At 66.7% G+C, this 15,207-nt stretch carries 7 protein-coding genes; 6 read left to right on the top strand and 1 reads right to left on the bottom strand.

Going from position 1 to position 15,207, the window contains the following annotated elements:
• Window positions 1-144: 144 nt before the first annotated feature.
• Window positions 145-9,054 (top strand): filamentous haemagglutinin family protein, encoded by an 8,910-nt coding sequence (locus PX554_RS25160; protein WP_275504878.1) that lies wholly within the window; start codon window positions 145-147, stop codon window positions 9,052-9,054.
• Window positions 9,055-9,191: 137 nt separating this feature from the next.
• On the opposite strand, the gene PX554_RS25155 is transcribed toward PX554_RS25160, so the two are convergent.
• Window positions 9,192-9,401: a hypothetical protein gene (locus PX554_RS25155; RefSeq protein WP_275504877.1), complete on the bottom strand. Its 210-nt coding sequence runs from the start codon at window positions 9,399-9,401 to the stop codon at window positions 9,192-9,194.
• Here PX554_RS25155 and PX554_RS25150 point away from each other — a divergent pair.
• From PX554_RS25150 to PX554_RS25130, 5 genes are all read left to right on the top strand, one after another.
• On the top strand, window positions 9,375-11,006 hold the full coding sequence (locus PX554_RS25150) for a Hint domain-containing protein (protein ID WP_275504879.1): 1,632 nt from the start codon (window positions 9,375-9,377) through the stop codon (window positions 11,004-11,006). The two genes, PX554_RS25155 and PX554_RS25150, sit on opposite strands and share 27 nt — an antisense overlap.
• Window positions 11,007-11,313: 307 nt before the next feature.
• Complete coding sequence (locus PX554_RS25145) at window positions 11,314-12,822, top strand: tetratricopeptide repeat-containing sulfotransferase family protein (protein WP_275504876.1); 1,509 nt, start codon at window positions 11,314-11,316, stop codon at window positions 12,820-12,822.
• A gap of 321 nt (window positions 12,823-13,143) precedes the next feature.
• Entirely contained in the window at window positions 13,144-13,503 is a 360-nt protein-coding gene (locus tag PX554_RS25140) for a helix-turn-helix domain-containing protein (RefSeq protein ID WP_275504875.1), read from the top strand.
• On the top strand, window positions 13,493-14,791 hold the full coding sequence (locus tag PX554_RS25135; protein ID WP_275504874.1) for a type II toxin-antitoxin system HipA family toxin: 1,299 nt from the start codon (window positions 13,493-13,495) through the stop codon (window positions 14,789-14,791). The genes PX554_RS25140 and PX554_RS25135 overlap by 11 nt, the downstream gene beginning before the upstream one ends.
• Before the next feature lie 143 nt (window positions 14,792-14,934).
• Complete coding sequence (locus PX554_RS25130; protein ID WP_275504873.1) at window positions 14,935-15,168, top strand: BrnA antitoxin family protein; 234 nt, start codon at window positions 14,935-14,937, stop codon at window positions 15,166-15,168.
• The last annotated feature ends 39 nt before the right edge of the window (window positions 15,169-15,207 follow it).

The following is a 15,207-nucleotide window of genomic DNA, read 5'->3' as shown; positions in this document are numbered from 1 at the left end:
CGCGACCGCCAAGCCGTGATGTTGCCGGTTCGTTCGCACTTAGCGTACGTAAAACGTACTTTCGTGTAGTGACCCCTGGTATCGGAAGCCGGGGCGGACCGCGTCGTTCATTTCCTCGGCCTGCTCGACACGGCGCAGGGGATCGTGCTCGAGAGCGGCAGCGTTACGGATCTGTCGGGCATCGCCATTGCCAACCCGCGCGCGGTCGCGGCCGGCGGCGTACCGATCCGGACCGGCTACGTCCTCGATGGCGGTTCGATCACGCTCGAGGCGGAGCGTCTCGTCAACCGCGTTCCGGGTGCTGGCAGTTCATCTTCGGGGCGCACGCTCGAATTGCGCGAAGACGCTGTCATCGACATCGGCGGAGCGGTCGCCCAGTTCGAGCTCGGCAATGGCCGCGGCGGCTTCGTGCCCTGGCTCGAATGGAGCAAGGCCGGCACGATTTCCGCGCTCGGAGGGGGAATGCTCGGCGCGGCGCTCATCGACGCCCGGGGCGGCGACGGCCAAGCCGAGGGCGGAACGCTCGAATGGCTGCGCCCGACACTGGGAGCAGACGACTCAGGGCAGGACGATTATCTTTCCACCCGCCTGATCGAAGGCAGCGGCTTCGACACGCTGATCGCGCGCGGGTCTCTCAACCTCGACGGCGACTTCGACCTCAACTTGCGCAAGGCGCTGATCGTCAGCTCGCAAGACCGCACCCAAGCCGCGAATGTCAGCAGCGAGACGGTCACTCTCGGCATGACCGAAGGTTCGAATGTCACGCTGTCCGCCGGCTATATTCGCCTCGCGAGCACGTTTCCCTATGCCGTTTCCACGGGAGCCGAGAACCCGGACAGCTCGCTTATCCTCCAGAGCAGCACACAGGGCATCGACATCGTCGGCGGCGTCGCAATGGGACCGATCGGAAGCCTGGAATTGCGGACGCTGGGCGATGTTCGTTTCACCGGCGTCTATCATCCGTCGACGGCGCAGACGTCCAACTATTCGGGACAATTCGTCGTCGCCGGAGACCTCAATATCGAGGCGCGCCGCACTTATGCCACGACCGGCACGGGCAACCTTCAGGCGCTGCTCGAAGGTACGGTCGGGGCACTGGCATCACCCTACGACCTCGCCGTGGTCGGCGATCACACGATCCGGTTCGGCAATCGCTATCTCGATGCCGCCACCCCTCTCCCGCTTTCGGCCGGCTCTCATCTTCGGGTCCTCGCGCCGCATATCGTTCAGGACGGCTTCCTGGCCGCGCCGCTTGGAAGGTTGACGCTCGGCAGTTCGACCGCGGTCAGGCTTCAGGGCGGCGAGCTGGTCATGGTGGACGCCACCGAATCCCTGACGTTCGGCGCGGGCAGCGTCACGAGCGTATCGGGCGCGGGTCTGACCATTCCCTACGGCACCACGACAGACGGCGTGGAGTATTATTTCCCGACCATTTCGACGCCGCTGACGGAGCTCCCAGTGGGCGAGCTGGTGCTGTCGGCCGATAGCATCGTACAGGCGGAAGGCTCGCTGATTGACGGGCGGGGCGGCGGCGACGTCTATGCCTATGAGTTCCAGTCTGGCGTGGGCGGGTCGCGAGACGTGCTCGACCGCTTCAACCGGGATGCGTTCAGCTCGAACCTCTATAACCCAGTGACCGGGACTGGCTATCAGTTCCCCGATCAGCGGCAGGTCTATGCGCTAGTGCCGATGAGCGAGGCCGGCGGTATCGCCGGCTACGACCCGATCTACTCAGCCGACTATGCCGACCTCTACGGGGCGAACGCGGGCCGCACGATCACGCTCGATGGCGGGCACGGCATCGCGGCGGGCGAGTATCTGCTGGTTCCGGCAAAGTATGCGATGGCGATCCCCGGCGCGCTGCGCGTGGTCGAGAATACCGGCTCGTCCGCGCCGTTGCCGGGAACCAGCACGCAGCTCCTCGACGGCTCGGTCGTCCTCGGCGGCACCTATGCCTATGCGGGCACCGGCATCGCCGAATCCACGCGGCACAGCTTCACCGTGCAGACGAAAGACGTCTTCACGAAGTACTCGAGCATCAAGACCACTTCGGGCTCGGATTACCTCACGAACCTCAACCCCGATGTGCGCCCGCGCCTGCCGCTCGATGCGGCGCGCGTGGTCTTGGCACCGCTGAACGAACTGAAGCTCGCCGGCGCGTTCGATCTCAGCACGGGGATGAGCGGCCAGGGCGGACAGGTCGATATCCTCGGCGCGAACATCCTGATCGCGGGTGCGGACGCCGAAGCCTCCGAAGGCGTGCTCTTGATCTTGGTCGACACGCTGGCCAAGCTCGACGCGCCGAGCCTATTGGTAGGCGGGCGGCGCTCGGACAATGCTGACGGCACCACCACGATCACCGCGAGCGCGACGAACCTGACGGTTGCTGGCGATGCGCGCGTACAGGCCGGCGAGCTGCTGCTCGCGGTTGGCGGCGCGGGATCGGCGCTCGCCATTGAGGACGGTGCGGTGCTGGCCGCCGTCGGCGATCCGAGCGTGATGACCGATGCCGACTATGCGGCTTCGGGCGCTGGCTCGATCCTGCGGCTCGCCAACGGCCCAGAACGGTTCGTGGCGCGCATGGGTAGCGGCGCGTCCAGCATCGACATCGGCGCGGCCATTCTTACCGGCGAGGCGCTGGCGCTCGACACCAGCGGCAGCTTCATCGTCGCAGACGGCGCCAGCCTCAACGCGAACTACACGGCTATCTCGGGAATCGACATCCGGTTCGCGGGCACCGATGCACCCGCCGACGCCGGTGTGATTGGAACGTCGCTGGCCGCCAAGCTCGGCGCGACCGAGCGACTGACTGTGCGCTCGCCGGGGTCGATCCGGTTCGCCAGCGGCACGCATGGCTTCAACGACCTGGTGCTCGATACCGCCAGCATTGCCGCCGATGCAACGGCGGCGGTCGGCGACGCGGTGCGGATCGAGGCGGGCCATGTCAGGCTCGCCAACAGCGCCGATGCCGCCGACGGGTGCATCGCCACGACCCACTGCGGGACCGCCGGCAGCCTGACGCTGCACTCCTCAACATTGTCACTGGGTAATGGCGATATCCATGCGACCGGCTTTGCCGACGGTGTAACGCTCGCGACCAGCGACGGCCTCTATGTCGAGGGCAAGGGCAGCTTCGACGTGGGCGCGATGGCTCTGGCGATCGACGCGCCGTTCATTGCCGAACGGGCAGCCACCGCCGATCCGCGCAACCAGACCGTGCGGCCCGATTACACGTTCCTCACCAGCGGCGCGGTTGCGATCTCGGCCAGCGGCACCAACCTTGACGCCGCGATCAAGGGCAACGCCGCCCCCGGTGCGCGCATTGCGTTCGGGACGATCGACGATCGGGTGGCGTCGGTCTCCATCTCCGGCGCCACCATCCGCGCCACGGCTGGAATCATCGATCTTCAGTCCGAGGGCGACATCAGCCTGGCAGGCGCAACGCTCTCGGTGCCCGGCTACGAGAAGACCTTCGGCGACGAGGTCGATCCGGTTACCGTCTCGGCGGGCGGCGGTACCATCAACCTGTTCACCGCCAACGGCGGCATCGCCACCGATGCGGCCAGCAGCCTGATCACCGATACCGGTAAGGGCAATGCGGGCAGCCTGAATCTGCTCGCTGGCAACGGTGCGGTCACCCTGCTCGCGAGCCTCAACCCCGGCCTCTCCACCGAGCCCGCCGATGGTGAGACCGATCCTGCCGCCGAAGGCGGGACTGCCGCGCTGCTGCGCCAGGGCTCGTTTGCGCTCGACAGCGGCACCGGCAGCTTCGACTTCGGCAGTTTCGTCGACCGCTACGGCATGCAGTTCGGCGGCGACGTCTGGGTCCGCACCGGAGCGGGCAACCTCGATCTCGGTGAAGGCCAGAGCCTCAAGGCCACGTCGGTCACCCTCACGGCGGACGGCGGCGCGATCACCATCGCCGGCACGCTCGACACCTCGGGGGTCGACGTGACCGGCATGAGTGCCGACGTCGCGCGCAACGCGGCGGTCAGCGGCGGCGACATTGCACTCTGGGGTCAGCAGGGCGTCTCGCTCGCCGCGACCGCAAAGCTCGACACCCACACCACGGGCTATGCCGGTACGGATACGCGGCCGGCGAAGGCCGGTAGCGTCATCATCGGCATCGGCTCGGACAGCGCGGCGCTGACGATCGCCAGCGGCGCCACAATCGACGTCGGCGCGCGCCGGACGCAGGCCGCTCTTGCCGCGGGTGAAAGCGGTGGCCGCCTCATTCCGAAGATCGTCACCGACACGGTCACCGGCAATGCGGTCACCGTGTACGACTATGCCGCGCCCGACCAGGGCGGCACGGTGATGTTCCGCGCGCCGGTGATCGGCGATACCCACGACAAGGTCGCGCTCTCGCAAGGCGGCACGATCCTCGGCGCCGACAGCATCCAGCTCGAAGCCTTCCAGCGCTACGACCTCGACGCCATGGCCGACAGCGGCCTCTACTCGGGGATCACCCGCGACGCCGACGGCGCGATCCGCCTCGACTTCGGCGCCGCCGGGGCCAACCCGTTCACCACCGACATGGCGCTGGCCGACGGCATGTCCTCGCTGGTGCGGTTCATCCAGACGTTCGACGTCTCGACGCTCGACGGGTCCAGCCTCGACGGGATGCGGCTGCGCCCCGGCGTCGAGCTTGATGCCAGCGGCGCGATCGCCACCGACAGCCAGTGGAACCTTGCCGCCGCCAGTTTCTCGCCCGCGCAGCTTGCCGCCGCGGTCGATGCCGGCGTGCTCGAAGTCATGGGGGTCGCCGACGCCAGCGGCCAGCCCCAGTATCGCGTCGTTCCGGGCAAGGAAGCGCAGCTTCTCGATCGCTTCGCGACATTCTTCTATCGCACGCAAGGCGGGTCCGCACGCGGTGAAACGCCGGTCGTGACCCTGCGCGCGGGCGGCGATCTCACGGTCAACCGCTCGATCTCCGACGGCTTCTTCACCTTCCGCGACCAGTCCGACCCCGGCTATATCGACCGTCAGCTCGGCGGGGGCGACCGGACGGTTCAGCCCGCCATCCAGTTCGGTTGCGGCAACAGCAATTCGACCGGCGTCTGCGGCGACATCGCCGACTATGTGGCCGGAGGATCCCGGCCGACCACCAACAACCGCATCAACGTCTCGCTCAACGTCGTGGCGCAGCAGGGCGATTCGCTGGGCGGCGGCGTGGGCGCACCGATGACGCTTGCCGGAAACGGCGTCGACGGCGGCGGTGAAGACCGCAATTCGCTGGCCTTCGGCGAGCTGTTCCCGCTGCTCGATGGCGATGTCGCCATGCATTCGTCGAACCTGCGCCTCGTGGCAGGTGCCGGAAACAGCCTTTCCGCCAATCCGCTCGTCGTCGACCGGGCAAGCGCCGCCGATCTCGCGATCAAGGGCGAATATGCTTATGACGTCAGCGCGAGCGCAGGATCGCTCGCGTTTGGCGGCGCGCTCCAGTTCCGCTTGCAGCGGCCGACCGGGTTCGATGCCGTCGCCGTCGATCTGGCCGACCTGCTCGCCGGCGGCGATCTCGAAGGCGGGCTCGGCGACCTCGACGCCAATGCCTACACCTTCCTCAACTGGGGCACCGGCACCTCGGGGCTCGCCGCCGATACGCGGGCGGCCGCGCGCGAGTTCTTCGCGGGCAAGCCCTACGGGTTCATCGGCAATGCCACGAACCCGAGCGGGATCGACGCGCCGCTCGGCGAGAGCGTCGCATTCCTGCAATTCTTTGAAAGCCGCTATGTGGCGGGCGTCGTCAGTGGCGCCTATGCGGCGGATCGCTCGACGCCGCGGTTTCTCTCCTACAACCAGCCCAACGCCTATGTCCGCACCGTCGTGCGAAGCGGCGATGGCCGGATCGACGCGGCGGCCGCGCGCGATGTCGACCTGCGGACCACCGTCGATCCCGTCTATCGGAACGACAACGGCATCGCGTTCACCGCGCCGAACTACGGGAACCTGCAGGAAGCCCTGCAAGTCGGCGGCAGCGCGATCTACACGGCGGGCGTCCGCGTGGCGCCGAGCGCCTTCACCGCGCGCATCGTCGACGACGAGGCGGCTACGGTCACGCCGGACAGCCCGTATTTCGCTCAGAGCGCCGAGGACCCAGGCTTCATCGTGTCGCCCAGGGGCTTGAGCGACGCATCGCCGGTGCTCGCGCATGGCGGCGGCGCGATCGGCGTCGAGGCGGGCCGCGACATTCTGGCGTACCGGGACGTATGGAGCGAGTATTTCCTGCGCACCGGTGGCCAGCTCTCCAGCCTCAATCGCAGCACGCGCAATGGCGAGCTGATGGGCACGCCGACGCAGGCCTGGCGCGCGGGCTCAATCGGATGGGATACCGAGATCGGCATCGCCCCGCGCTATTTCACGAGCGGGATCGGCGCGCTCGGCGGCGGAGACGTATCGATCGGCGCGGGCAGGGACATCCGCGAACTCATCCTCGCGCTCGATACCAGCATATCGACGACGACGACATCGGCGGGGCCGGCGATGCTGACGTTCGGCAGCGGCGATCTTGCCGTGAGCGCCGGGCGCGATATCGCCGCCGGGCGGTTCGACATCGCCGCGGGCCGAGCGGTCATCCATGCCGACGGGGACATCACCGCCTTCGGCAACGAGCCGCAGGCCGGAAGCACGGTCTCGGCGCAGAACCTGCGTATCCGGCTCACCGATGCGGTAGTCGACCTTTCGGCGCGAGGCTCGGCGACGATCGCCAGCATGTCGGCGCTCGGCACCGACCGCGCGATGGCCACCTGGGGTGCAAACGGCTTCTTCTCGGCGGGCGGATCGATCAGCGTCAGCGCCAACGAGGACGTGCGTACCACGCCGACCGGGAACGTCGTCTATCCCGACCAGGGCGTGACGAGCGCCGGGCACAGCCTCGACTATGGCCAGAGCGATCCGGACGTCGAAGGCCGCTACACGCAAATCCTGCCGCCTTCGGTCTCGCTGACCTCGCTGTCCGGCAGCGTCCGGCTTGCCGAGGGGGTTCCGCATCTGCTGTTTCCGTCCACGCTCGGGCAGTTGCGGATCTACAGCGCCGGAGACATCCGCAATCTGGCGATCGGCATGAGCGATGCCGACCCGTCGCTGATCGGCGGCGCGTGGTCCGATCCCAGGTTCCAGAGCGTGAAGCTCGCGCTGCCGTGGATCAATGCGCTGACCAGCGACGCACAATTACGTCTCCAGCACAACCGCCGGATAACCCACCTCGGCAATCCTGAGCCGGTTCGCATCCATAGTGGCGGGACGATCGACACCTCGGCGCTGTTCCTGCCCAAGCAGGCGCGGATCTCCGCGGACGGCGATATCGTCGACATGTATTTCATCGGCCAGAACGTCGGCGCAAGCGATATCACCCGCATCCGGGCGGGCGGCGACATCGCGGGCTCGACCCTCGGCGGCGATGGCGTGCTGCCCTATGTGCGCTCGAACAACTTCATTCTCGGCGGTCCCGGCGCGCTGATCATCGAGGCCGGTGGGAATATCGGCCCGTTCGCCACCTCCGCCAATATCGAACAGTTCGAGTTCAATCCGGGCGGTTCGGCCACGGGCACGATCATAACGTCCTATGCCGGCGGCATCCGCACGGTCGGCAACGACCTCAACCCGTGGCTCGGCCGCGAAGGCGCCGATCTCAGCGTGCGCTTCGGCATGGCGGGCGGCGCCGATTTCGCGGCGCTGCGCGAAACCTACCTCAATCCCGAGAACTTCACCCAGCTCGATGGCGACCTGTTCGAGCAGACGCTCGACAGCTTCGGCAACAAGCGGCCCGACCGCGCCAAGCCGATCTACGCGCCGATGCTGGCCGAATGGCTGCGCGAGAAGGACCCGGCCGGGTTCGCGGCGATCTTCGGCGGCGATAGCTACCCGGACAGCGAAGCGGGCAACAAGGCGCTCGCCGATGCGGCCTATGGCAAGACGGCGGAGCTCTACAGCGCCTTCGCGGCGTTCGACCTGCTGCGGCAGCAGGATTTCCTGATCGGCACGCTCTACTTCAACGAACTGGCCGCGCCCGCCAATCCGAACGGGCCGTCCTATCTGCAATATGTGCGCGGCTACCGCGCAGTGAACACGCTGTTCTCGCCGGAGCGCGGCTACACCGACAATCTCGCACCCTACACGCTCGACTCGTCGACGGTGAGCGAGGATCACCCGCTCGGCAAGCCGGTCCGCAACCTGGTGAACGGACAGCCGGAGGTCGCGCAGCGCGTTCTCACGGGCAATGCCGACCTCAGGCTTGCGACGATCCAGACCGCGCGCGGCGGCGACATCTCGATCCTGGCGCCGGGCGGCAGCATGATCGCGGGCTCGGTGGTGCGGATTTCGGAGCAGGCGACGCGGCGATACACGGCGTTCACGGGATACAATCCCAGCGGCCTGCAATCCTTGCTGACGGGCAATTTCGCGAGGCGCATGGCGCAGGGGATCGTGTCGATCCCGATCGGCTACGAAGGCGTGCTGACGCTCGAAGGCGGGCGGGTCAACAGCTTCACCGACGGCGATTTCATCCTCAACCAGAGCCGCGTATTCAGCCTCGCCAACGGCGACATCACCATGTGGTCGTCGAACGGCGATCTCGCGGCGGGCCAAGGCCCCAAGAGCGCATCGAACTTCCCGCCTGTGACCGTGCGCTTCGACCGCAACGGCCTCAGCGAAGTGAACAGCGCGGGCAGCGTCGCGGGGGCCGGCATCGGCTCGTTCCAGCGCACGCCGGACGATCCGGCCTCGAACGTGATCCTCGTCGCCCCGGTGGGCGAGGTCGATGCGGGCGACGCCGGCGTGCGGGCTTCGGGCAATATCGTGGTCGCCGCGGCGCGCGTCGCTAATGCTGACAACTTCAAGGCGGCTGGCGATATCACCGGCGTTCCGACCACAACGGCAACGATGGTGGTGGCGACCCCGCAGGATGCTTCTTCAGCCATCGCGGCGCAGGCGGCCCAGGCCGCGAACAGCAACCAGCAGCGCGACCAGCGGTCGCTGATCACGGTCGATGTGTTGGGGCCGGCCAGCGACGGGCGCTGCGATCCCAATACACCGGGAGATCCAGACTGCCGTTAACGGCCCCGGTCTTTCAAAAATCGGTTCGACTGGAAGAAAGGAACTTAAAAGTGGCGGACACAATCGAAGATTTTTCCGGGCTCATCGGGATGATGTTGGGGGCCGGGAACAATGCAGTTTACGTCAATCCGGAGCAGTTAACCGTCGAAAACGGCACCTATGCGATAGGGACTTTTCTCCAGACCGAAGGGAGCGGAGCGGTCGACGGTTTCAGTCTCGACGTTCAAGACGCCCACGGCCAGGAGCTGACGTTTTATATCCCTGAGTTCGATATGGTCGCGGCCGGAACCGTACTCGCCCATTCGCAGGAAACTATCTTGGTGTACCTGCCGGATCTCGACGAGCATCGCCTGATCGTGTCCGACACCTACAGGAACGATCCGAACTACACCATCGATCGTACGGTCGAGGAGAATTACGGCGCTGAAGTCCGAACCTCGGGCAGCATCACGCTCACCGAGGATTGGCCGACCGCCCCGTTCGGACTGATCGACGGCGGCCCGATCATGATACCCGAGGCTCCGCCGCTCGACGACATCGGAAATTATTCGAAGCTCGTCGATCTGACCTTCAACGAGAATACGAGCTGGATTCTGCTCCAGCCGAATCAGGTCAACCTCGATGAGAGCACCGGAACCTGGTCCACCGGTGATTTCTCCTACCGGCCGGAATATGCAGCTCCAGCTTCGAAGTATTCGAGCAAGGTGGTGTCGGTTGACGGCAATGTGCTGAATGTCGTTCGCGGTTACCCCGGCGCTGAGAGCAGTCCGCTCGCCGTGACCGTCCTCGCGCACTCGGAGGAGGGCCTGCTGGTAAAGTCCGAGGCGCTGGGCTCCTATTATCTGATCGTCACCGACGATATCCGCACCGATCCGAACTTCACCTTCGTTTCGGAAGACCAGACGACAACCCTTGTCACCGGCAGCCTGGTGCTGACGCCAGACTATGCGACCTCACCATTCGATCTCCCGCCGGTGTGCTTCGCCGAAGGGACGCTGATCGCAACCCCGGAAGGCGAGCGCCGGGTCGAGTCGCTCGCGATAGGCGACCTCGTGCTCACCGCATCCGGCGCGGCGCGGCCGGCGACGTGGATCGGCCAGATGCTGATCCGTCCGTCACGCTATCCCGATCCGAGTGTCGCACAGCCGGTGCGGGTGACCGTCGGCGCATTCGGCCCCGGCGTCCCAATGCGCGACCTGCGCCTGTCGCCGGGCCATGCGGTCTATGTCGACGGGGTGCTGGTGCCGGTGGGGCATCTGGTGAACGGCGCGACCATCGTGCAGGAAGCGGTTGAGAGCGTCCGCTATTTCCATATCGAACTCGACAGCCATGATGTGCTGCTCGCCGAAGGACTGCCCTGCGAGTCCTATCTCGACGACGGCAACCGGCGGTCCTTCGCCAATGGCGGCGAGAGCATCGAGCTGTACGGCCGCCTCGATCCCAAGAGCTGGGACGACGCCTGTGCGCCGCTGGTGGCGGGCGGGCCGCAATTGGTCGCGATCCGCGAGACGCTCCACGCCCGCGCGGAAGCGCTGGGCTGGATGAAGACCGAGGTCGCCGACCTTGCGATCGAAGCCGACGGTGTGAACATCCTGCCCGTCCTTGCCGAAGGCAATCGCTACCGCTTCGATCTGCCGGCTGCGTCCAGCCTCATTCTCAGGTCCAACAGCGCGGTGCTGGCCCATGTCGTGCCCACCATCGGCGACGGCCGCCTGCTCGGCGTCGCGGTGGCGGACTTGCACATCGACGGCGAGCCGGTCGATCTCGACGCCGCGCTGTTCGGCAAGGGCTTCCTCGCCGTTGAGCGCCATGAGGGGATCGGCTGGCGCTGGACGAACGGCGCGGGCGTTCTCGCGCTCGATGCCGTGGGTCCGACGACGCTCGACCTCACCCTCGCGATGGTCGCGCCGAGCTGGAAGCGCGCCCAACCCATATTGCGGATCGCCGCCTGACGGGACCGCTCAACCCAAAGGAGGGACGCCCCATGCGGGCGTCCCTTCGCGTTTCAACCGGAGTGCCGATGACCAAGCTTGCCGCCCCCGACCGCCCAACCGCCGGCACCCCTGTCCGCCGAGCCCAGCCCCTGCGGGTCGGGGCTGGCGCGCATCCATTGCTGCGGGCTCGACGGTAGCCAGGTCCGGATCGAGCTGGCGGAGGAGGACCGGGCGCTCGGCGAGGCGCTCGAAGCGGCGAAGGCCCGGCGCGACCCGCACGGCCGCGCTCACGGTCCTCGCCCATGCGCCGGGGCACAAGGACGCCTTGCAGGCGCTCTACGACATTCTCCAGCGCGAGCAGGACTGGGACGCGGCGAGCGCGGTGATCGACCGGCTCGCGCGGGTGCATTTCAACGACGCGGTGTCGCGGATGATCGCCGCGCAATATTTCCTGGCGTGCGGCGACATGATGCGCGCGCAATTCCATGCGCGGATCCTCGTGCGGCTCGCACCCGAGGCGGCGATCTCGCACATGACGATGGGCCGCGCCTTCCGCCAGTCGAGCAACGGCAAGGCGGCCGAACATCATTTCCGGATCGCGCTCGCATTCGACGTGCCGCGCGGCCCCGAGGTGCCGCGCCGCGACCTCGAGGCGCATCTGGCGACCGCGCTCAGGGACCAGGGCCGGTTCGACGAGGCGCGGGCGCTGTTCGAGGCGCTCGCGGCCAACGAGACGCGCGATCCCTCGCTGCTGCTCGCCTGGGCGAAGCTCGAGGAATCCGACCGCAGGTTCGACGCGGCGACAGCCCTGCTCGACGGCGAGGCGGAAGGCGAAAGCGCGGGCGCGGCGCTGCTGGAGAAGGGCCAGATCCTCGACAGCATGGGGCGCTATGACGAAGCCTTCGCGGCGTTCAGCGCGTTCAAGGCGCGGCTGCGCGAGACCAGCGGGCACAGCTACCAGGCCGATCGCGCGGCCAGGTTGGTCGCTGACCTGCGCGAGTTCTTCACCGAAGGCCGCTCGCGCCTGCTGCCGCGGACCGGCTTACGCGAGGGCCATCCCCAGCCGATCTTCATCGTGGGTTTTCCGCGCTCGGGCACCACGCTGGTCGAACAAACGCTCAGCGCCCATCCCGAGATCACCGCCGGCGACGAACTGCCGATCGTCACCCAGCTTGCCGATCGCGCGCAGAACCTGCTCGGCAGCCTGCTCACCTATCCCAAGGCCTTGAGCGAGATGTGGCTGGGGGACCGTGCCGGCCAGGTCGACAGCTTGCGCGATCTCTATCTGAACGAAGCCGTCCGGTTCGGCGCGGTCGACCCGGGCCGGCGCTGGTTCACCGACAAGATGCCCTTGAACGAAACGCATCTGGGCCTCATCCACATCCTGTTCCCGGCCTCGCCGATCGTCCATCTGGTGCGCCACCCGCTCGACGTCGTGCTCTCGACCTATGCCAATGGTCTCACCCATGGCTTTTATTGCGCCTATGCGCTGGAAACGGCCGCCACCCATTATGCGCTGATCGCCGATCTGATCGCCGACTATCGCGCCGCCCTGCCGCTGCGCTACCATGCGCTGCGCTACGAGGATCTGGTCGCCGATCAGGAAAACCAGGTCCGCGGCCTGCTGGATTTTATCGGCGCGCCCTTCGACCCCGCCACGCTCGCCTTCCACGAGAACAGCCGCTACGCGCGCACCGCCTCCTACGCCCAGGTCACCGAGCCGCTCTATTCCCGCTCGGTCCATCGCTACCGCAATTACCTCAAGCATCTCAAACCCGTGATCCCGATCCTGATGCCAGCCATCGAAAGGCTCGGCTATACCGTCGAGGGGTGAGCAGCGATTCCATCGGCTCCGACCGACGCGAATTCCGATCCGGCATCAGGATCGGGATCACCGGTTCGAACTGATCACATCCGCGCATGTCATATGCCGATGCGTTCGACAGATCGGGACGATATGTCGATTTATCGCGCTTCCATCGACAGATTTGGCTGCGCTGCGCCCCCCGGCATCGCCATCTCGCAGCGATCGCATGATCCACGGCCTTCGAGACATTGCTTACATATAAGTCCTATAAGGCAATACGGCTTACATATAAGCCCAATTCTTGACCCTTTCCCCGTCCCATGGCATGAGCGGCCGCGTAAGGAAGACATGCCGACCATGACCACACAACGCGCCAGGACCATCCCGCGCACTTACTCCCGCCATAGCAGGGAGGCTGTTGCCGTGCTCGGCCAGCTTATCCGCATCCATCGGATCGAACGGGCCATGAGTCTGGAGGAACTGGCTACGCGCGCGGGCATATCGCGCGACATGCTGCGCCGTGTCGAGCACGGCGACCCGCGCTGCGGCATCGGCCTTGTGTTCGAGGCGGCCGCGATCGTCGGCGTCCCGCTGTTCGAGAGCGGCCGCGACGCGCTCGCCGCACGCCTCGCCGGGCAGGAAGAGAAGCTGCGCCTGCTGCCCAAGGCGGTGCGCAAGCCCCGCAGCGAGGTGAAGGATGACTTCTGAGCCGCGGCTCCATGGTGCTGCCCCCCATGACGAGGCTTATGTGTGGATATGGCTGCCGGGCGCCATCGAACCCGTGGTCGCGGGCCTGCTGACGCGCGCGCGCGATGGTCGCCTGACGTTCAACTATGGCCGCAGCTATCTGGCCCGTACCGATGCCATCGCCATTTACGACCCCGAATTGCCGCTACGCTCCGGCGCCATCGCGACCAGCAACAGGATGACCTTGCCCAGCTGCATCCGCGACGGTTCGCCCGATGCATGGGGGCGGCGCGTCATCATCAACCGCATGACCGGCCTGAAGGCCGGTGAGGCCGGAGCGGTCGAGCTCGACGAACTCACCTATCTGCTCGAATCGGGCTCCGACCGCATCGGCATGCTCGATTTCCAGCTTTCGCCCTCCGGCTACGTCCCGCGCCAGGGACAGAACGCCACGCTCGCCGAATTGATGGAATCCGCCGATCGCGTCGACCGGGGCATCCCGCTGACGCCCGAACTCGACCAGGCGCTGCAGCACGGCTCGTCACTCGGCGGCGCGCGGCCCAAGGCGCTGATCGACGATGGCGACCGGAAATATATCGCCAAATTCTCGGCCGCGGGCGACCTCTACAATGTCGTGAAGGCCGAATATGTCGCCATGCGGCTGGCCGCCCGGGCGGGTCTCGCTGTCGCGCCGGTCAAGCTGGAGCGGGCGCTCGGCAAGGATGTGCTGCTGATCGAGCGCTTCGACCGGACCCGGTTTGAGGCGGGCTGGGCGCGTCGTGGCGTTGTCTCGGCGCTGACCGTGCTGGACCTCGACGAAAGCGAGGCGCGCTATGCCAGCTACGAGGATCTGGCGAGCGTCATCCGGCATCGGTTCGGGGACCCGGCGGCAACGCTCATGGAGCTTTTCGGCCGCATCCTCTTCAACATCCTGTGCGGCAACACCGACGATCACGCCCGCAACCATGCCGCCTTCTGGGACGGCGCGACGCTGCGGCTCACGCCGGCCTATGATATCTGTCCGCAGGGCCGGACCGGCGGCGAAGCCGCGCAGGCGATGCTGATCCTCGGCAACAGGCGGCTGAGCCAGGTGTCGCTCTGCCTTGAAGCCGCGAGCGTCTTTCTTCTGGACGACAGGCGCGCGCGCGCCATCGTCGCCCATCAGCTCGCCACCATCACGGCGGATTGGGACATGGTCTGCGCCGAAGCGGCGCTGGGCGAGGCCGAACGCGCCTTTCTGTGGCGGCGACAGTTCCTCAATCCCTTTGCGCTGCAGGGATTGCCCGAGGACCTGCTCCCTGGCGCATAGCGGACCATGACGGGGCAGCAGAACGGCACCAGCCCCACCCCTCGGCCGCAAAGCCCGTGATGCCTGCCGATGCTCTGTCGCCTATCTTTTATGGGGGGGCAGAAATCATGGCCCAACCCATTTAATGGGTGTACGGAATTGTGATGGAAATCGAATTCGATCCTGAAATGCACGGCGACAACCCGCCGATGGATGCGGCTTTCATGGCCGGGATGAAGCCTTCCCGGCGCGGACGCCCGAAATCGGAAGCCCCCAAGGTGGAGGTGAAGATCCGTCTGGATGCAAAGACGGTGGAGCATCTGCGGGGTAGCGGCCCCGGATGGCAGACGCGCGTCAACGCCCTGCTAGGCAAACTGGTCGAGACCGGACAAATCTAGCGGCGCAAGTGCTGGCCGCGCAGCGCCGCCCTGCTGCGG

The organism is Sphingomonas pollutisoli, assembly GCF_029167165.1.
In the GTDB taxonomy this organism is placed as follows: Bacteria; Pseudomonadota; Alphaproteobacteria; order Sphingomonadales; family Sphingomonadaceae; genus Sphingomonas; species Sphingomonas pollutisoli.
This window is presented reverse-complemented; position numbering and strand designations above follow the sequence as displayed.

Excerpts from the sequence above, each read along its gene's own strand:
- PX554_RS25155 (WP_275504877.1), bottom strand. The coding sequence starts at position 9,401 with ATGCTCGTCGAGATCCGGCAGGTACACCAAGATAGTTTCCTGCGAATG.
- PX554_RS25140 (WP_275504875.1), top strand. The coding sequence starts at position 13,144 with ATGCCGACCATGACCACACAACGCGCCAGGACCATCCCGCGCACTTAC.
- PX554_RS25135 (WP_275504874.1), top strand. The coding sequence starts at position 13,493 with ATGACTTCTGAGCCGCGGCTCCATGGTGCTGCCCCCCATGACGAGGCT.
- PX554_RS25130 (WP_275504873.1), top strand. The coding sequence starts at position 14,935 with ATGGAAATCGAATTCGATCCTGAAATGCACGGCGACAACCCGCCGATG.